We start from the raw sequence: 19,513 nt of genomic DNA, 5'->3' as shown, positions 1-19,513 counted from the left end.
AATACTATGTCATCGCATAACGAATCAATATTAAGAGAACCATTAATGACCGGTAAAGACATCACGTATGCAAAAATTACGGATGATATCTTACTACCGGTTGAAAATAAACCAAATAAAGCATGGTGGATTGGTTTTACCGTTGCTGTATTAGGTGCTTTATTATGGGTAGTTAGCGTTAGTTATACCTTTTGGACAGGTATCGGCGCTTGGGGTCTGAATAAAACAGTAGGCTGGGCTTGGGATATCACCGACTTCGTATGGTGGGTTGGTATCGGTCACGCTGGTACGTTGATTTCAGCTGTATTATTAATTTTCCGCCAGAACTGGCGTAACTCAATCAACCGTTCCGCAGAGGCGATGACGATCTTTGCGGTAATCTGTGCGGCTACATACGTTGTAGCTCACATGGGTCGTCCTTGGTTGGCATATTGGATTTTCCCTCTTCCAAATCAATTTGGATCACTTTGGGTAAACTTCAACTCTCCATTAGTATGGGATGCATTTGCGATCTCAACATACTTTACAGTATCCTTGGTATTCTGGTACTGTGGTTTGTTGCCAGATATCGCGACTATCCGTGACCGTGCTACTGGATTAAAACAAAAGATCTATTCTGTATTATCATTCGGCTGGAATGGTTCTGTGAAGACTTGGCAACGTTTTGAAATCGTGTCATTGATCTTGGCAGGTATTTCAACGCCACTGGTACTTTCTGTACACACGATCGTATCCATGGACTTTGCAACTTCGGTTATCCCTGGATGGCACACGACGATCTTCCCTCCATACTTTGTGGCGGGTGCGATCTTCTCAGGCTTCGCGATGGTACAGACCTTATTGTTGATCTTACGTAAAGTAATGAACTTTGAGAACTACATCACGATGTTCCACATTGAGTCGATGAATATTATCATCATGACTACTGGTTCTATCGTAGGTGTGGCTTACTTAACAGAGTTGTTTATTGCAATGTACTCTCGTTCAGAATACGAAATGTATGCTTTCGAGAACCGTATGTTGGGTCCATACGCTTGGGCGTACTGGTCAATGATGACTTGTAACGTAATTTCTCCACAGTTATTCTGGTTCAAAAAAATCCGTACAAGTATTCCGATCTCATGGATTCTATCTATTGTGGTAAATATCGGTATGTGGTTTGAGCGTTTCGTAATTATCGTGACTTCATTGCACCGTGATTACTTGCCTTCATCTTGGGCAATGTTCTACCCAACTTGGACAGACGTAGGTATCTTTGTAGGTTCAATTGGATTATTCTTTACTTTATTCTTGTTGTTCTTACGTTTCTTGCCAGGTATCGCAATTGCCGAAGTTAAATTGTTGTTGAAATCATCGTCATTACAACACAAAACTAAATTGGCTCAAGAAGGTGCATTCCCTGCCGAGCAAGTTGAGTACTTCCAAGAATCATTGGAAAAATATGATTCAGTGACAGAAGAAGAGATTAAAGAATTATCAGTTAGAAAATAATCAGCAATGAGCAATACAAAATATATATTAGGTAGTTTTGCGGATCCGGATGACATGATGCATGGGATCGACAAATTGCAAGCAAACAATATAAGTATTTATGACTGCTTTACTCCGATGCCTATCCACGGCATCGAAGCGAAGTTAGGTGTAAGACCTTCTCGCTTGCCTATCGCAGCATTTTGCTTTGGAGCATTAGGAACGACATTAGGTTTTAGTTTGTTGTATTATACCATGGTATACGATTGGCCGATGAATGTCGGTGGTAAACCATCATTTGCAATGCCAAACTTTGTTCCAGTAACATTTGAGGTTACGATCTTATTGTGTGCTTTGGGAATGGTTGCTACATTTTTCTTCCGTAACCACTTGTTCCCGGGACGTACACCTCGCGTGATGGACCTAAGAGCGACAGATGACCGTTTCATCCTTGCAGTAGATGCCAAAGAAAATGCAGACCACGCTTTGATCGATAGCTTATTGAAAGAAGCCGGTGCTGTTGAAGTTAAGTACAATGATAGAAAATATGTTAGCTATGAATAAGAAGAATTTACTTGGAACTGTATGCGCAGCTGTAGCATTGACAGCACTTGTTTCTTCTTGTGGTGACAAAACGACTCGTAGTACAGGTTTGGAATTTTCCCGTAACATGTACGATCCGCTTGCTTTCAATCCGGATCAGCCCAATGCGAATTTTGCTGATGGAAAAACAGCACAGGCACCTCCTAAAGGTACAGACCCAATTGGTTTCACTCGTTTTGAGTATGCCAATACATTAGAGGATTATGTACGTGCTGGTGCTGAAGTGAAAAACCCTTTGCTTGTTAATGCTGAAAACCTTGAAAAAGGTAAGGCTTTATTTACTACGTACTGTTCAGTATGTCACGGGGTAGAAGGTAAAGGGGATGGACCTCTTACGAAAGATCGTAGTGTAACTGATTCTAGAGGTACTCGTCAATTAGAGAACTTTCCGCCGCCACCATCTTATCACAGAACGGATAAAGCGAACTCTTCAAGAGGTGGTTTCATGGCTGACTTGACAGATGGTAAGATTTACCATACGATTTATTATGGACATAACTCCATGGGATCGCATGCATCTCAATTGTCTCCAGAAGAGAGATGGAAAGTTGTTATGTATGTTCACGAATTACAAAAGAAATAATCTAACATCAGATATATAAATGGGAACTCACAGTCATCATCACGATTATAATTTCAACGAGCGATACGAGTTTGCTGGCAAAGCTAAAATGTTCAGTATTATCGCTGTTGTACTAGGCGTAGCTGCTGTAGCTATGGGGTTGCTTTCGGGCGATCACGTTACTGTAGAGCGTACATACGCCAACTTGTTATTGATGGGTTATTACTTTACATGTGTTTGTGCAGCAGGAACATTCTTTGTTGCTTTGCAATATGTAACACAGTCTGCATGGTCTGCAGGTCTGGTACGTATACCTCAAGCTATGGCGGGTGTTTTACCAATTGCATCATTGATTTTATTGGTTATTGTAGGCTTAGGTTTGACTACACATAACTTGTATCACCATTGGCATGCAGATGGTCTTACTGACCCTAATAATGCAAATTACGACCCTATTATCGCAGGTAAATCTGCTTATTTAAATGTTCCTTTCTTCTTGATCCGTCAAGTTGTATTTATGGGACTATATAGCATTTTTGCAGTTATTTTTGCGAAACTTTCTTATAAAGAGGATTTAGAAGGCGGTTTGGCTTCTTACAAGAAATCATTCAAATTGTCTGCAATCTTCTTGGTTATCTTCGGTTTTACTACACCAATCTGGTCTTTCGATACCATCATGTCCTTAGAGGCACACTGGTTTTCTACAATGTTTGGTTGGTACAACTTTGCAGCAATGTGGGTAAGTGGTATCTGTTGTATCACGATTATCGTTGTTGTATTGAAGAAAGCAGGTTATATGAACTGGGTAAACGAAAATCATTTACACGATTTGGGTAAATTGATGTTCGGTTTCTCCATCTTCTGGACTTATGTTTGGTTTGCACAATTCATGTTGATTTGGTATTCAAACATTCCTGAGGAAACAGTTTATTTCTACAAACGTTGGGAACCTGAATACAAACCTTGGTTTTGGTTGAGTATTATCATTAACTTTGTGGCACCATTGTTACTATTAGTGGATCGCGATGCTAAACGTAAACAAAATGTTATGTTGTTCGTAGCGATTCTATTGTTGGCAGGTCACTGGCTAGATTATTACATCATGATCATGCCTGGTACTGTTGCTGAACATAGAGGATTTGGTATCATTGAAATCGGAACTGCACTTGGTTTCTTAGGTTTGTTTGTATTCTTAGTGATGAACAAATTGAGTAAACAAGCCTTGGTGCCTAAAAATCATCCTTTCTTGGATGAGAGTTTGCATCACCAAATATAGTTTCACTTTTAAAGGAAGGTTACGTAAAAACGTTATAAAAGAAATGAGCTTTAAATTAAATAATAGATTCAAATCCATCTCGGGTTTTGTGCTTGCACTAGGGCTGCTTTTTGCAAATCCTATTCTTGCAAGTCAACAAGATACAGTAGCATCTGATTCTGCTAAAGCGGCAACTACAGCAGTAGCTGCCCCTGCAGCAACGGATTCGGTTGCAAAAGATACAACAGCGGCAGCAGGTACTGCTGCTGTTGCATCTGCTAGCTCTACTACAGAAGCTGGCGCAGCTGCTCCTGCTGTTGAAGAAGTGAAGCAAATAGACCCTCAGGTTTATAAAAACTTCACATACTATGTGTTATTGTTCTTAGTCATTTGTACAATCGTTGCTGTTATTGGCAAGGTACTTTCGATCTACGAATTGACACGAAAAATGAATGGTAGATACAATCCATTTGCGAATAACACATTCCAATCGGCATTGTTGTTTATCTTCTTGGTTGTATTTCTTTATGGTGTTTACTGGTCATACGTACATTGGGGTGCCGCATATTGGAGATCTGCGGTAACTGAACATGGTGAACGTATTGATACCATGTTTATCATCACGACTGCAATTACAACATTTGTATTGGTTATTACACATATTTTGTTGATGACTTTTACATTTTTGTACCGTATGCGTGCAAAACGTCAAGCGTATTATTATCCGCATAACAATGCGATTGAGAAGCTTTGGACAATCGTTCCTGCTGTAGTTTTGACAGTATTGGTATTGTTCGGTTTCTTTACTTGGAGATCAATTACAAATGTTCCTGAGGATCTTCAAAAATCTGCATTACAAATCGAGGTGTTGGGCGAGCAGTTCCAATGGAATGTGCGTTACCCTGGTACAGACGGCGTTATTGGTAAACGTAATTACAAAATGACGACGCCAACAAATCCTTACGGTATCGATTTTAATGATAAAAATTCATGGGATGATATTCAAGGTTCTGAGATTTGGTTACCTGTAAACAAACCAGTTCGTTTCCATATCGTTTCAAAAGATATTATTCACTCTTTCTTTATTCCAGATTTCCGTGTTCAGATCAATGCGGTACCAGGAATGACCAACTATTTCCAATTCACACCTACTGTAACAACAGAAGAAATGCGTGATCGTTTGGGAGACTACAACTATGATTTTGTGATGTTATGTAACAAGATCTGTGGATCTGCTCACTGGAACATGCAAAAGAAAGTGGTGGTTGTAACTGAGGCACAATATAAAGAGTGGTTAGCTAAACAAAACAAATATTTTACTGAAGACCTACAAAAGGAATTCAGTGGTAAGACGGCTAATGTAAAAAAGGATAGCGTACAAGTTACAGCATCTTTGAACTAATTAAGAATTTTTGAATATAAAATCGAATATGTCAAGTACAGTAATATCGCATAGCGCTGAACATCACGATTCGCACGGACATCATCACGAGGAATCATTCATCAGAAAGTATATCTTTTCTGGTGACCACAAGATGATTGCCAAGCAATTCTTGATCACTGGTATCATCATGGCAGTTTTTGCGATGCTTTTATCAGTATTATTCCGTATCCAATTAGCATGGCCGGATAAAGAATTCCCTATATTAGAAGTATTCTTGGGCAAATGGGCTGAGGGTGGCCGTATTAAGCCGGAGTTTTTCCTTTCCTTGGTGACGATCCACGGTACTGTCATGGTATTCTTCGTGTTAACAGCGGGTCTATCGGGTACATTTAGTAACTTATTGATTCCATATCAAATCGGTGCGCGCGATATGGCGTCACCTTTTATGAATATGTTATCCTACTGGTTGTTCTTCATTGCATCAGTAATCATGATCGCTTCTTTCTTTGTAGAGAGCGGACCTGCTTCTGCTGGTTGGACAATCTATCCACCATTATCCGCTGTACCAACTGCAATCGCTGGATCTGCGACAGGTATGACTTTATGGTTGGTTAGTATGGTTCTATTCGTCGCTTCTCAGTTGATCGGTGGTATCAACTACGTAAGTACGATTTTGAACATGCGTACAAAAGGTATGGATCTATGGAAAATGCCTTTGACAATCTGGGCGTTTTTCTTAACTGCGATCGTGGGTATGTTGTCATTCCCAGTATTGGTATCTGCAGTGGTTCTTTTGATTTTTGACCGTGCCGCTGGTACGTCATTCTATTTGTCTGACTTGGTAGTACAAGGACAGATTTTACCTAACGAAGGTGGTTCTCCAATTTTGTTCCAGCACTTATTCTGGTTCTTGGGTCACCCAGAGGTATATATCGTAGTTATGCCTGCATTAGGTTTGACTTCTGAGGTTATTGCTACAAATTCACGTAAACCAATTTTCGGTTACCATGCCATGGTTTACTCTTTGATCGGTATTACTGTATTGTCATTTATCGTATGGGGTCACCATATGTTTGTGACAGGTATGAATCCGTTCTTAGGTGGTGTATTTATGATCACAACGTTGATTATTGCCGTTCCTTCTGCTGTTAAGGCATTTAACTACCTAGCAACTTTGTGGAAAGGTAATATCCGTTTTACACCTGCAATGATGTTTGCTATCGGTTTGGTATCTTTCTTTATCTCCGGTGGTTTAACAGGATTGTTCTTGGGTAACGCGGCATTGGACATCAACTTGCACGATACATATTTCGTTGTAGCCCACTTCCACTTGGTAATGGGATCTGCGTCCATCTTCGGTATGCTTTGTGGTGTCTACCACTGGTATCCTAAAATGTTTGGTCGTATGATGAACACGAAATTGGGTTATTTACACTTTTGGTTGACTTTCATTGGTGCTTACCTGGTATTCTTCCCAATGCACTTTATGGGTATTGATGGTGTGCCACGTCGTTATTATGCATTTACCGAGTTTGCTTTCATGGCAAAATGGGTGTCTGTGAATCAATTAGTTACTTGGGCTGCTATCATTGCTGCTTTGGGACAGGTTGCATTTTTATGGAACTTCTTTTACTCGATCTTCTTCGGTAAGAAAGCAACACAAAATCCTTGGCAATCAAACACGTTGGAATGGACTACTCCAGTAGAACATATTCATGGTAACTGGCCAGGAGAAATTCCAACAGTACACCGTTGGCCTTACGATTACAGTAAGCCAGGTCATGGTGAGGATTTCATTCCTCAAGATGTTCCTTTCTCTGAAACGATGAGCTCGAATTTGCCTCACGATTTTGAAGGAGATGAGGAAGCTGAGCGTATCCAGGCAGAATGGAATGCTCAAAATGGTAGAAAAGACTAATAAGATTTAGTAGAATAGAGTAGGGCTTGTACCTACTCTATTTTATACAAGTTTGTATTTTAAGAGGTAGGGGTAGTATTATGTTTCCAGCTGCTGAAAAGCGATTTATAAAGACCAATTTTGTTACGATTATCGTACTGTTTATGGTCATTATTGCTGGGGGTGTTGTGCGGAGTACAGGTTCAGGTATGGGATGTCCAGATTGGCCAAAATGTTTTAACCGTATTATTCCGCCCACAGATATTTCCCAATTACCACAAGGATACGAACAGCATTATATTGAAGGGAGAGCAAAAAAGAATGAACGTTTCGCCAAGATCGTAGAATTTTTTGGTGATAAGGAAATGGCTTATAAGTTTCGTACCGATAAAAGTATTTTGCAGCATGAGGAATTTAATGTTGCAAAGACCTGGACGGAGTATATCAATCGCTTGGTAGGAGTTATTTCTGGATTTTGTTTATTGTTTACCGCAATTTATTCCTTCACGTATATAAAATCAAAAAGTTCGATCGTTGTTTGGTCAGTGGTTAATCTTTTTGTTGTGGTCATTCAGGCCTGGTTAGGTTCGATCGTTGTATCAACCAATTTAATGCCCTGGATCATCACAGTACATATGCTCTTGGCGCTTGTAATTGTTTGTATCAGTATATATACATACTTTAAAGCGGTTACACTACGTGACAAGACCATATTGGTTAATCGTTCTTTAGGCGTATTAAAAGGTCTTGCGTTGATCTCTATTTTGTTGATGTTAACGCAGGTGATCGTCGGAACAGGGGTTCGGGAGGAAGTTGATCTATTGACTGGCTCCAACATTGCCCGTGCCGATTTTATAACAGCTATTGGCCAACAATTCGAAGTACATCGATGGTTGGCATATTGTTCTTTGATTTTAGTTATTGTATTATTCTTTTTGGTCCGCACTAGTTTCAATACGGGATCTAAGCAGTTTAAATTTGCTTTGATCGTGTTGATCCTCGTGGGTATCCAAATGCTATCAGGAATTATCTTAGCTCGATTTGCAATACCTGCATTTGCACAGACAACGCATCTGGTTGTTGGGACACTTTTATTTGGTGCTCAATTTTATCTGTTGTTGCTGTTGAATAAGCAAAGGCACTAATTTTGAAATTCGAGATGTTTATGTTAAAAAGTATGTGTTTGAATACACTGGTAGTAGGAGGTCTCTTTTAATTATGAAAGAATTTATTTCAGATTTTAAAAAGCTAGTTAAGTTAAGACTTACGTTGACGGTGGTATTCTCCGCGTCAATTGCTTTTCTGATAGGATCAAAACAACAGGGTGAAATTTTCTGGATCAATTGGTTGTTGTTGACTGTAGGTGGTTTTCTGGTAACAGGTTCTGCCAATGGTTTTAACGAAATCATCGAAAAAGATCTAGATAAGTTGATGAAACGTACAGAGGATAGACCGCTACCTTCTGGTCGGATGACAACAGGTCAAGCTTTGGTAATGAGTGTCTTTATGGGCATCTTGGGTACCTTGGTATTGGTCCGCTTAAATTTTGTCGCTGGCCTACTGTCGGTTTTTTGTATCCTACTTTATGCATTCATCTATACGCCGTTAAAAAGAAAATCACCAATAGCCGTGTTTGTAGGGGCATTTCCGGGCGCATTTCCACCATTAATTGGTTATTATGCGGCCTTTTCACAGGATGATCTGGCCTATTACAGTGGACACAACGAAGCCGCAATTATTATTATTCCCTTTGTTTTGTTCGCGATTCAATTTTTATGGCAGTTTCCACATTTCTGGGCAATCGCTTGGGTTGTGGATGATGACTATAAATTGGCTGGTTTTAGGTTGTTACCAACTACAAAACGTGATAAGATATCAGCCTTTATGGTATTCATTACAGGATTGTTAATGATTCCTGCTGGATTTATACCTTATTATTTTGGCTTTGGTGGAATTTGGTTTACGATAGTGTCGGTCATTGGTGGATTGATGTTTGGTTATTATGGCTATTTGCTTTTTAAGAATTGTGATATTCCTTCGGCAAAGAAAGTTATGTTTACATCGTTCATCTATTTACCTGTTACACAACTCGTATTATTGCTTAACTTTATTCCTTTGAAATAATGTTAGATATACAAGCACAGACTGACGAGAAGTTAGTACAGAGAAAGGCTCAGAAATTCAACCTTTGGTTGGGTATGTTGGGTATGTTCATGATGTTTGCTGCGTTATCCAGTGGTTTCATTGTATACACAGCGAGTGGCGTGGACAAAGGGATCAAGACCTTATTACCAAATGCACTATTGTATAGCACAATTGTGATTGCGGTAAGTAGTCTTACGATGTTTTTAGCGCATAAAGCGGCTAAAAATGGTGATTCTTCCAAACAAAAGGCATTGTTGATGGTCACTTTTGTTTTGGGTATCGTGTTTTTTGCGTTACAGGTACATGCTTGGAACGTATTAATCGAAAGAGGTGTTTATTTTGTGAATAACAATGCATCCCAATCGTTTATTTACGTTTTTATTTGGATGCACTTGGCACATATTATTGCGGGTTTGATCGTTTTGATTGGCGCGATTATAGGAGTTAACAAACTTCCTAAGGACGGCAATCTTTTCCGCATGGATCTTGCCAGTATTTTTTGGCATTTTCTCGATCTTTTATGGATTTATATATATGTTTTCTTACTTTTGAATCAATAATAGTAAACAATGAGTACAACAGTATCGCAATTGGATAAGGTAAAAACTGGTCCATGGAATGGTGGAAAATCACCTTGGAACTTAGAGTATGGAAAAATCATGATGTGGTTTTTCTTGGTAGGGGATGCCTTCACATTTTCTGCATTTTTGGTTTATTACGGCGCGCAACGCTTTTCTCACCCAACATGGCCTGATCCTGATAAGATTTTCCAATCTATCCCGGGTATTGCTGATCATGGTCAACCTTTGGTATTCGTTGGTTTGATGACGTTTATTTTGATTATGTCTTCGGTAACGATGGTTTTGGCTGTGGAAGCTGGCCACCGTAATCAAAAAAATGAAGTCGTTAAATGGATGCTTTGGACGATTTTGGGTGGTATCTGTTTCGTAGGCTGTCAGGCTATCGAGTGGACCCACTTACACCACATGGGATTCTGGTTTGGTAAAAACCCAGCGACTGGTTTGGAGGGAGATGCAATTAAGACGGCATTGTTACCTTACTTTACACACGATATTTCCTATACTTCGGCGTTGCAATTTGCAAACTTGTTCTTTACGATCACAGGTTTCCACGGTTTCCACGTTACAGTTGGTATTATTTTAAACATCATCATTCTTTTCATGACGTTAAATAATACATTCGAAAATCGTGGTTCTTACTTAATGATTGAAAAAGTAGGTTTATATTGGCACTTTGTGGATTTGGTGTGGGTATTCGTATTTACATTCTTCTACTTAATCTAATCACTGAATTAATAATTTTAGATCGCTATGTCACAATATCAAGATAATATCGCTCACGGAGAGCACGCTCACGAAGGTGGGATGGATAAGAAAGCCATCTGGAGAGTATTTGGCGTACTTTTGGCGCTTACTTGTCTAGAGTTCTTAATTGCATTAGGTTTTGTTCACCACTGGCAAATTTTAACCAAAGGTGCATTGGTAAATACTATTTATATCGTTTTAACTTTGGTTAAAGCATATTATATCGTTGCATTCTTTATGCACTTGAAATTTGAAAAATCGAGTTTCATCGTTACCGTAGCAATAGTCTTTATTTTTATTATTTATTTTATCGTCCTGATGTTAGTTGAGGGAGGTTTCTTGGCTGGTGCTTTTCAGGAGCATCAATTGTTTCCAAATAAATAGATAAAGTGAATAATGGATAATAATACTGGACAAAAGAAAGGTATTAAAACTATATTGATCCTGGCAGTAATTCTTTTATTGCCAGGATTTTTATATTTTATACTAAATAAAAGTGGTTCCAATAGCTACGTTTCCCTACCTATTTTTGGGAAGAAGGAAGTTCCTGGAACAACGCACCGTAAATGGGGACGGGATATCCCTGATACAATCTATCATACTGTGCCTTCGGTCAATTTCGTTAATTACGATAGTAAGCCTGTACATTTATTGGATAATGATACGACACTTTCGGTCGTTCACCTGATGTATTCGCGGGATGCATCGCTGTCAAGAACGATGATTAAAAGATTAGATCAGATCGCCAATCGTTTTATTCATAATAAAAAGGTAAAGCTGTATTCCATTACAGTTGATACCACATACGATACTCCTGAGGTGCTCGCGAAATATGCTAAAGTTTACAAACCCTGGACTAAATCTTGGTTTTTTGTGACAGATCCTTCTGTTGATATCTTTAAATTTGCCAAAGAGAGTTTGTTACAGGATGCGATCGCAAGTAAAGACAAAGCAAAACCTTTTATCATCGGATCCAACTATCTTTTGCTTGACACAAAGGGACGGATCAGAGGAATCTATGATATCAATGTCAAGACGGATATTGATCGGTTGGAAGATGAAATTAAATTATTGTTGGTGGAGGAGATCCGAAATCATCCCGCTACGATAGAACAAAAGAGATTTTAGAAACATGGAAGAGAGTCTTATCAAAGAGAAAAAATACAGTAGGTGGATTTGGGTGCTTTCTGTTGTGATACCAGTTGTCGTGGCCGTATTGTTTACAGTCAATCTACAAAAATTAGGTTATGATGTGAAGCCATTGACGTTTTTGCCGCCTATTTATGCGACGATCAATGGTATTACTGCGATTTTGCTGTTTTGGGCGGTAGCTGCAATAAAGAAAGGTAACAAAGCGCTGCATGAACGTTTGATCAAATGTTGTATTGCCTGTTCCTTGGCTTTTTTGGCGATGTATGTAGCTTATCACATGACGTCTATTGAAACAAAATATGGGGGTGAGGGAATTTTGAGACCAATCTATTTCTTTATATTGATCACGCATATTCTCTTGTCTATTATAATTATACCGTTTGTACTTTTTACTTTTGTAAGAGGTATCTCGGGATCGTATGCGCGACATAAAAAGCTTGCACGGATTACTTACCCCATGTGGCTCTATGTTGCCGTGACAGGTGTCATTGTTTATTTGATGATTTCACCCTATTATATAGGTTAATTTAATAAAAGAAAGGAGTGTACTTATGAAACGTATTTGGATTTATCAGGCTGATCGTATACTTTCGGTTGAAGAAGGAGGGCAAATTTCGGTGGAACTAGCCGCTTTTGCTGAACAATGGAAGGTTCATGGAAAGCCGTTGTCTGCTTCCGCTGAGCTTCGCGATCACCTTTTTATTATCCTAAAGGTTGACGAGGATATTGCTGCTGCTTCCGGTTGCTCTGTAGATAGCTCTGTTCGTTTTCTGAAAGGGATAGAAGAAAAGTACGGGGTACAACTCTTCGATCGTATGCAATTTGCGTATAAGTCCACGAGCGGCGTCGTCGCAGTAGTCAGTCGTTCGGGTTTTGAAAGGTTATTGGCTGCAGGTGAAATAGATGATAACACGCTTGTGTTTGATAATACAATTACTTACGAGCACCAATTGGATAATGCCTGGGTGGTTCCTTTTAAGGAAAGCTGGCACAAAAGATTATTTGCATAACGAAAATAACATGTATAAAAAAAGCCATTTCATCAATGGCTTTTTTTTATGGTGTTACGAGATCGCAATGAACTGTATACTAAAGGAAGAGTTCTGCATTCCATCTGTTGCGTCAAATCATTGAAATCTCCATATTTAATGCTAAGATCCAATAGGGGGGTATTATTCCGGAATAGTGTAATGATGTAAATATTTGGCGATCGCATTCGCCCTTCTGTTGACATAAGCAGAAGGATTACGGGCATCCCATTCGCGCGGATTTGGCAAGATCGCAATAATCAATGCGGCCTGTTTTTTGGACAGATTGCTTCCTGTTTTGCTAAAGTAATATTCAGCAGCTGCATCTGCGCCGTAAACTCCCTGTCCCATTTCAATGACATTGAGATAGACCTCAAGAATACGTTTTTTACTCCAAAATGTTTCAATTAAGACCGTAAAGTAAGTCTCGAATCCTTTTCTTAACCAGGAACGTCCCGGCCAGAGAAAGACATTTTTGGCAACCTGCTGACTAATTGTACTTCCGCCACGGAGTTTTTTACCCTGTGCATTTTTCTTGATGGCATTTTGAATGCCTTTAAGGTCAAAACCCCAGTGTGTCATAAAATGTGCATCCTCACCTGCAATCGCTGCTAGCTTTAGATTATCCGAAAGCTCATCATAACTCAACCAGTTTTTTTCTAACTTAAACCCTTTTCCCTGTTCCTTAAGTTCAAAACCCCGTTGAATCATTAACCAGGTAATAGGCGGGTTAATGAACCGCAAGCTTATTACCCAAAAAAGACTAATACCAATAAAATAAAGCACGATTCTACTGATGATGCGGAGAACGGGTGATTTGATAGACTTCAACGGATTGAAGGAAACTTTCTTAAAGGTATTTTTTTGTTTGCTGGTCGTATTTTGTTTACCAGATCTCTTGATGGCCATATCACTACAATATTTGTGCAAACATAACATCAAAAGTTTATACTTCCATGCGTTACTTCATCATTTCTTTTAATTTTTCCAAAGTTACACCACTCATCCACGATATGGCTTTTGTATCTATTTCGCCATTCGGTTTTATAACAACATATGTTGGAAATCCGGAACGGTTAAATAGGGAAAATAGTTCGCTAATCAAATTGTTTTCAACAAAGAGATGTGTGCCTGGCTGTTCCAGTTCTGCTACTTTGTTGATCCACTTTTGTTGGTCAGAGGAAGCGTCCGTACAGAGGTAAATAAATTCTACCGGAACTTTTTCCTCCTTTGCTTGGTGATGTAGTTTTTTGCTATAGGGCATCTGACCAAGACAGGGTCCACACCAGGTCGCCCATATATCCAATAAGATAAGTTTGTTCGGATATTTTGCCTTGATGGTCTGAAGAAGCTCGGCACCAGTTTTCGTATTGTTCACTGATAATGCTGCATCGAAAGGGAACTCTTTTATTAATGTGCCGAAAGAGCTTTGTACGGATTTTGTAGGTGCAGTGTCGAGCATCCTTTTTAGTTTTTCCTGCTTGGTTGTTAAATTCCTTATTTCAATACCGAGGTTTTCCCTGGCCCATGCACTTCTTAATTTGGGCAATAAATTACTATACATGGTATTTTGAGTTTGGATATCATTATCCTCGAATTTTAGATTGACGATATCAGCATAGTTTTCTGGAAAAATTTTGGTAATATAATCGGATACTTTAACAACGTCGTCACGACTTTCGTTGTCCGGATAGAGAACATATTTGGTATAATAATTTAAAAATCGGCAATACTCGCTAACTTCATTGGAAATGGAGTAAATTGGGATTAATAGATCATCACCGATTTCTTTTTTGATTCTATTCGTCAAATAGTAATTCAACAGTTTGAAGGTGTACTGCGCATTGGTCATCGCATCAATTAGCGGTTTGCAGGTCGTATTATATGCTTTATAAAAGGCAGTATTTGTATTTCTTTGAATTGTAAATAGGGAGTCTAATTTTTGCTGAAAGTGCGGGTCTTTGGGCTCGAGCTCTCGCAGAGGTTTATAAAAATCGGGATTATGCTCCTTATCGAATAAAATGTACGCATTCATCTGTCGATTTACTTCTGCATCTTTTCCAGCAAAGGAAATGCCATCACCGATCATGTAAACGTTTTTCTTCTTCAGCTTTTCTAAATCAAAGATAAGTTCTAAACCGTCTTGAAGATAAAGGCAGGTATAGGCATAGTCACCCAATTTGAACCAGACTTGCTGATAGGGCGCGTTCTGCGTTTGTGTAAATTCGAATGTGCCATCAGCGTTTACTGGTATCGTTGCATTACTTTGATGCGGGCCCATCAAATTGACGATACTGTACTGGATTTGGATTTTGGATAACTCTTCCTGACTAGCATTTAGGATTTTACCGGTCACTTTCGCCAGTTGCTTTTTACTCAATTGATCATAGGAATTATCCGTTAGAGAAAGTGGTTCAAGATTCTTTTGTGCATAAAGCATACATGGCAGCCATAGTGGAAGCAATAAGGCAATAATATAGACTTTCATAACAAGTGGTTTATATGTAAGTCAAATATATTAATTTAAAAAAATCATGCCCTCTTAATTAATGTTAAAATTTGTTCGATATTGTAATTTGTCAAAGCGATGATATTATCCTATTTTTACGCTTCACAAATTTGATTTTAGAAGTTGGCAAAAGAAAAGAAAGTAACACCGTTAATGCAGCAGTATAATGCGATCAAGATCAAGTATCCTGGGGCGTTATTGTTGTTCCGTGTTGGCGATTTTTACGAGACATTTGGTGAGGATGCGATCAAGGCGGCTCAGATTTTGGGTATCGTTTTGACCAAGCGGGGAAATGGTTCTGAATCAGAAACGGCTTTAGCGGGGTTTCCGCACCACTCTCTGGAGACTTATCTCCCTAAATTGGTGCGTGCAGGTCAACGGGTAGCAATCTGTGATCAGCTGGAGGATCCCAAAACAACCAAGACGATCGTTAAACGCGGTGTCACCGAATTGGTTACTCCGGGTGTCTCTTACAATGATAATATTGTTCAACAGAAATCGAATAACTATCTCGCTTCTATTTTTACGGATAAGGATAAGATCGGTATTGCTTTTTTGGATATTTCGACGGGTGAATTTCTGGTTGCTCAGGGAAGTACATCTTACATCGATAAACTACTTCAGGGTTTCAAACCGACTGAAATTATTTTGCCAAAGAAACAGAGTAAGGATTTTATCGAACAATTCGGGGCACATTATTATACTTATTTTTTGGATGAGTGGCCTTATACCGGAGATTATGCTACCGAAGCGTTGCTAAAGCACTTTGAAGTGGCTTCGCTGAAAGGCTTTGGTGTGGACCGGATGCCGGCTGGCATCGTTGCTGCTGGGGTTGCGCTGCACTACCTCAATGAGACAGAACACCGTAACCTACAACATATCTCTACGCTTTCACGGATCGAAGAGGACCGGTTTATGTGGCTCGATCGATTTACGATCCGTAATCTGGAACTGATCGGTTCCATGAATGAAAATGCTGTTACGCTATCAGACGTCCTCGATCATACAGCCAGTCCAATGGGGGCACGTCTACTCAAGCGCTGGATTGTAATGCCATTGAAAGATAAAAAGGGTATCCAGGAACGCTTGGATGTCGTGGATTTCTTTTTTAACAACCGTGAACTGCGGGACGACCTGATCGGCCAGATCAAGCAAGTCGGTGACCTGGAACGGTTGATATCAAAAATCGGACTCCAAAAAGCTAATCCCAGAGAGATCGTCCAATTGAAACGCGCATTATATGCTATTGAAAAGCTCAAGGAATTGACCGACCGTAAGGATGCGCAGTCTTTGGCCCTGATTTCCGATCAATTGGATGCCTGCGTGGCGATTCGTGAACGGATTGAACAACAATTGCAGGCAGAACCTCCTGTGGCAATCAATAAGGGTAGTGTAATCGCTGCCGGAGTGGATGCGGAACTGGATCGCCTTCGCAAGATTTCTTTTGGCGGTAAAGATTATTTGCTGGAAATTCAAAAGAGGGAATCTGAATTGACGGGTATACCATCTTTAAAAATAGCATTTAACAATGTCTTTGGTTATTACCTGGAGGTAACCAATACGCATAAAGACAAGGTTCCAACAACATGGATACGTAAGCAGACTTTGGTGAATGCCGAACGATATATCACAGAGGAACTCAAAGAATATGAAGAGCAGATTCTTGGGGCGGAGGAAAAGATCCAGGCATTGGAAAATAGATTGTATGCCGAGCTAATGGCTGCCATTGCAGCATATATTAAGCCGGTTCAGCTAAATGCACAACTTATTGCGAAGTTGGATGTTTTACTCAACTTTGCTATCGTCGCCGAGAAAAACTACTACGTTAAACCGGTAGTTAGCGATAGTAAGATTTTGGATATCAAGGGGGGACGTCACCCTGTTATCGAAAAAAATCTACCTATAGGGGAGGACTATATTACCAACGATACTTATCTTGACCCGAAAGCGCAGCAGATTATTATTATTACTGGTCCCAATATGGCCGGTAAATCCGCCCTGCTCCGTCAGACTGGCTTGATTGTATTGATGGCGCAGATCGGTTGTTTTGTGCCAGCCAAGGAAGCTAAAATAGGCTTGGTCGATAAGATATTTACTCGTGTAGGGGCTTCAGATAACCTTTCTTCAGGTGAATCTACATTTATGGTAGAGATGAACGAAACGGCCAGTATCATGAATAATCTGTCTGATCGGAGTTTGATCCTTTTGGACGAAATTGGACGTGGAACAAGTACTTATGATGGAATTTCAATCGCTTGGGCGATAGCAGAATATTTGCATAATCATCCTGCGGCTAAAGCGAAGACTCTCTTTGCGACACATTATCATGAATTGAATGAGCTGTCAACTTCGCTTGACCGTATCAAAAATTATAATGTAACTGTAAAGGAGGTCAATAATAAAGTGATCTTTTTGCGTAAACTGGTACCAGGGGGATCGGAGCATAGTTTTGGTATCCATGTTGCCAAGCTGGCGGGGATGCCGCCAAAGTTATTGAACCGTGCCAATCAGATTTTAAAACGATTGGAACAGGAACGTACTGGTGGGGAGCAGATCAAAGATAGTATGCGTAAGATTCAGAAACAGGCTTACCAATTGCAGATGTTCTCTATTGATGATCCCGTTTTAAATAAAATCCGCGATATGTTGAATAACCTGGATGTTAACTCGCTGACTCCTGTGGAAGCATTGATGAAACTGGATGAAATCCAGCGTTTACTAAAAAATTAACGAGTGATATAACCGCTTAAGAAAATACCATTCATTTAGCATGAACCATTGTTGTAGCTAAATGAATGGTGTTTTTTTTCTGAATGGTCTATTTTTTATTGATCCGTATTCTTTAAGGTATCAATGAGCTCGCTTCGCTTTATTTATTTGCAAGAAAGAACCTTCATTCGATTTTCATAGCTGTTTGTACTTGTGAGAGCATGAAGGTTTTATTTTAAACTAAAATCTGAAAAAGACTTCTACACTCCCATAGTTTGATTGTATCGGTGTCAGGACCTTGCTGCTTGCGTCATAAGGTGCATAGTGATAACCAAGTTCAATACCGACATATTTCTTATTCTTCATCTGAAAAAGAGAGGCGAAGCCCAATCCCAGGTGCACATTGTTAATGGTGACCATGCGATCGTTGTAACCACCCTCGTAGTAGTAGCCGTCTGGATCATAATAACCGTCTGAATAGATACTTTCCGTAATACCTGTATCTGTAATATCTATTCCTATTATTCCCTTGGGAATCAGAATACATTTTTCATTATCAAAAATTTTGTATCCTACAGCACCGCCTATAAATCCCGTTGCGGAAGAATTGACCGTAACATTGGACCCTTCATAATTATAGTCGATATTTCTATCATTTGAATTGATCCGTACTTTAAAACCTCCCTCGAAGATAAATTTACGTTCCAAAGAACTCATCAACATAAACCCTAAGGTGACATTGCTGCCAAAGATCTTATTCGAACCACCTAAGGGACTCATTACACCGACCAAAGGGACATAACCTAATTTGGATTTACTTCTGTTCCCATAGGTTTTAGGAGGGGTAATAGGTCTTTCAGCATCTTGGGTATAATCCTGGTCTGCTTGCCCATTTTCCGGAGTGTCCGTGTCAGCAAATAGTTGAAGAATATCTCTTTCATCATTATTGAGCGTATAATTGCTTGATGACACGAGTGCCTTGGCTCTGATCTTGATTAAATTATCCAAGGGATGTCGCAAGGGGTAGAAATTGTACTTTTCTTTATTTTGTTCATACTGAGCCGCAAAGTCATCCCGGTCGGCCGCATCTAAGCGTTGAACAAATGTCTTATCCAATTGATTGTTGATATAACGTTCAATTTCTGCGGAACTATTCTTTTTTTCGATTATGAGCAGAAGAATCCGCAAACGTTGGCCAAATTCCGTTACACCACAACTGGCTTGTAGGGTATTTAATAATGGTTCTATTCGGTTGAACTCATTGTTGTTCAGTGTACCTGTTAGTAGGGGGAGGATTTCTGCGGTGTGTTTTTCACATGTTTCCTGTGCCCATACCTTTTGTGTCGCAGGGAAACAGATTAATAGGAATACTGCAAAAATGAACTGACGGATCATCATGGCTTATGGATTTATCAGAGACTAAATTAACAAATTAATTGTATGATGCTGTCGTTATTTTGCAGCAAACATTCCA

The 19,513-nt window shown here is 39.5% G+C and carries 18 protein-coding genes; 15 read left to right on the top strand and 3 right to left on the bottom strand.

What is annotated here, in order from left to right; translation table 11 throughout:
• The first annotated feature begins 6 nt into the window (after positions 1-6).
• From nrfD to AC07UV_RS04265, 14 genes are all read left to right on the top strand, one after another.
• Positions 7-1,491 (top strand): NrfD/PsrC family molybdoenzyme membrane anchor subunit, encoded by a 1,485-nt coding sequence (nrfD, locus tag AC07UV_RS04330; protein ID WP_077437920.1) that lies wholly within the window; start codon positions 7-9, stop codon positions 1,489-1,491.
• 6 nt (positions 1,492-1,497) lie between these two features.
• A complete protein-coding gene (locus AC07UV_RS04325) occupies positions 1,498-2,034 on the top strand; it encodes a DUF3341 domain-containing protein (protein WP_120261484.1) in 537 nt (178 codons plus the stop codon).
• A 106-nt stretch (positions 2,035-2,140) separates the two neighbouring features.
• Positions 2,141-2,656 (top strand): c-type cytochrome, encoded by a 516-nt coding sequence (locus AC07UV_RS04320; RefSeq protein WP_495182836.1) that lies wholly within the window; start codon positions 2,141-2,143, stop codon positions 2,654-2,656.
• A gap of 19 nt (positions 2,657-2,675) precedes the next feature.
• Positions 2,676-3,911: a quinol:cytochrome C oxidoreductase gene (locus tag AC07UV_RS04315; protein ID WP_120261486.1), complete on the top strand. Its 1,236-nt coding sequence runs from the start codon at positions 2,676-2,678 to the stop codon at positions 3,909-3,911.
• Between the two features lie 43 nt (positions 3,912-3,954).
• Positions 3,955-5,292: a cytochrome c oxidase subunit II gene (locus tag AC07UV_RS04310; protein ID WP_282250384.1), complete on the top strand. Its 1,338-nt coding sequence runs from the start codon at positions 3,955-3,957 to the stop codon at positions 5,290-5,292.
• A 28-nt stretch (positions 5,293-5,320) separates the two neighbouring features.
• The gene (locus AC07UV_RS04305) at positions 5,321-7,192 is read left to right on the top strand and encodes a cytochrome c oxidase subunit I (protein ID WP_181390647.1); all 1,872 of its coding nucleotides are present in this window, start codon (positions 5,321-5,323) and stop codon (positions 7,190-7,192) included.
• 80 nt (positions 7,193-7,272) lie between these two features.
• Complete coding sequence (locus AC07UV_RS04300; protein WP_495182835.1) at positions 7,273-8,316, top strand: COX15/CtaA family protein; 1,044 nt, start codon at positions 7,273-7,275, stop codon at positions 8,314-8,316.
• Between the two features lie 73 nt (positions 8,317-8,389).
• Complete coding sequence (gene cyoE / locus AC07UV_RS04295; RefSeq protein WP_282250381.1) at positions 8,390-9,295, top strand: heme o synthase; 906 nt, start codon at positions 8,390-8,392, stop codon at positions 9,293-9,295.
• On the top strand, positions 9,295-9,876 hold the full coding sequence (locus AC07UV_RS04290; RefSeq protein WP_108635990.1) for a cytochrome c oxidase subunit 3: 582 nt from the start codon (positions 9,295-9,297) through the stop codon (positions 9,874-9,876). Before cyoE ends, AC07UV_RS04290 begins: the two co-directional genes overlap by 1 nt.
• Before the next feature lie 9 nt (positions 9,877-9,885).
• Positions 9,886-10,620 carry a cytochrome c oxidase subunit 3 gene (locus AC07UV_RS04285; protein WP_120261491.1) on the top strand — a complete coding sequence of 245 codons (735 nt, stop codon included), beginning with the start codon at positions 9,886-9,888 and terminating at the stop codon, positions 10,618-10,620.
• Positions 10,621-10,647: 27 nt separating this feature from the next.
• Positions 10,648-11,025: a cytochrome C oxidase subunit IV family protein gene (locus tag AC07UV_RS04280; RefSeq protein ID WP_112373816.1), complete on the top strand. Its 378-nt coding sequence runs from the start codon at positions 10,648-10,650 to the stop codon at positions 11,023-11,025.
• Positions 11,026-11,037: 12 nt separating this feature from the next.
• Complete coding sequence (locus AC07UV_RS04275) at positions 11,038-11,769, top strand: SCO family protein (RefSeq protein ID WP_495182834.1); 732 nt, start codon at positions 11,038-11,040, stop codon at positions 11,767-11,769.
• 4 nt (positions 11,770-11,773) lie between these two features.
• Positions 11,774-12,319, top strand: coding sequence for a DUF420 domain-containing protein (locus AC07UV_RS04270; RefSeq protein WP_495182833.1), 546 nt, complete (start codon positions 11,774-11,776; stop codon positions 12,317-12,319).
• Between the two features lie 25 nt (positions 12,320-12,344).
• Positions 12,345-12,803 (top strand): ABC transporter ATPase, encoded by a 459-nt coding sequence (locus AC07UV_RS04265; protein ID WP_495182832.1) that lies wholly within the window; start codon positions 12,345-12,347, stop codon positions 12,801-12,803.
• 162 nt (positions 12,804-12,965) lie between these two features.
• On the opposite strand, the gene mtgA is transcribed toward AC07UV_RS04265, so the two are convergent.
• Positions 12,966-13,730: a monofunctional biosynthetic peptidoglycan transglycosylase gene (gene mtgA / locus AC07UV_RS04260; RefSeq protein ID WP_495182831.1), complete on the bottom strand. Its 765-nt coding sequence runs from the start codon at positions 13,728-13,730 to the stop codon at positions 12,966-12,968.
• A gap of 52 nt (positions 13,731-13,782) precedes the next feature.
• On the bottom strand, positions 13,783-15,309 hold the full coding sequence (locus tag AC07UV_RS04255; protein ID WP_495182830.1) for a TlpA family protein disulfide reductase: 1,527 nt from the start codon (positions 15,307-15,309) through the stop codon (positions 13,783-13,785).
• Between the two features lie 144 nt (positions 15,310-15,453).
• Between AC07UV_RS04255 and mutS the strand changes: the two genes are divergently transcribed.
• Complete coding sequence (gene mutS, locus AC07UV_RS04250; protein ID WP_282250370.1) at positions 15,454-18,060, top strand: DNA mismatch repair protein MutS; 2,607 nt, start codon at positions 15,454-15,456, stop codon at positions 18,058-18,060.
• Positions 18,061-18,279: 219 nt separating this feature from the next.
• On the opposite strand, the gene AC07UV_RS04245 is transcribed toward mutS, so the two are convergent.
• Positions 18,280-19,437, bottom strand: coding sequence for a hypothetical protein (locus AC07UV_RS04245; RefSeq protein ID WP_495182829.1), 1,158 nt, complete (start codon positions 19,435-19,437; stop codon positions 18,280-18,282).
• Between the last annotated feature and the right edge of the window lie 76 nt (positions 19,438-19,513).

The sequence above is a fragment of the Sphingobacterium sp. GW821-FHT03E03 genome (assembly GCF_059420745.1).
Note: the sequence above shows the minus strand (reverse complement) of the source record. Positions and strands in the feature narration are given on the sequence as shown.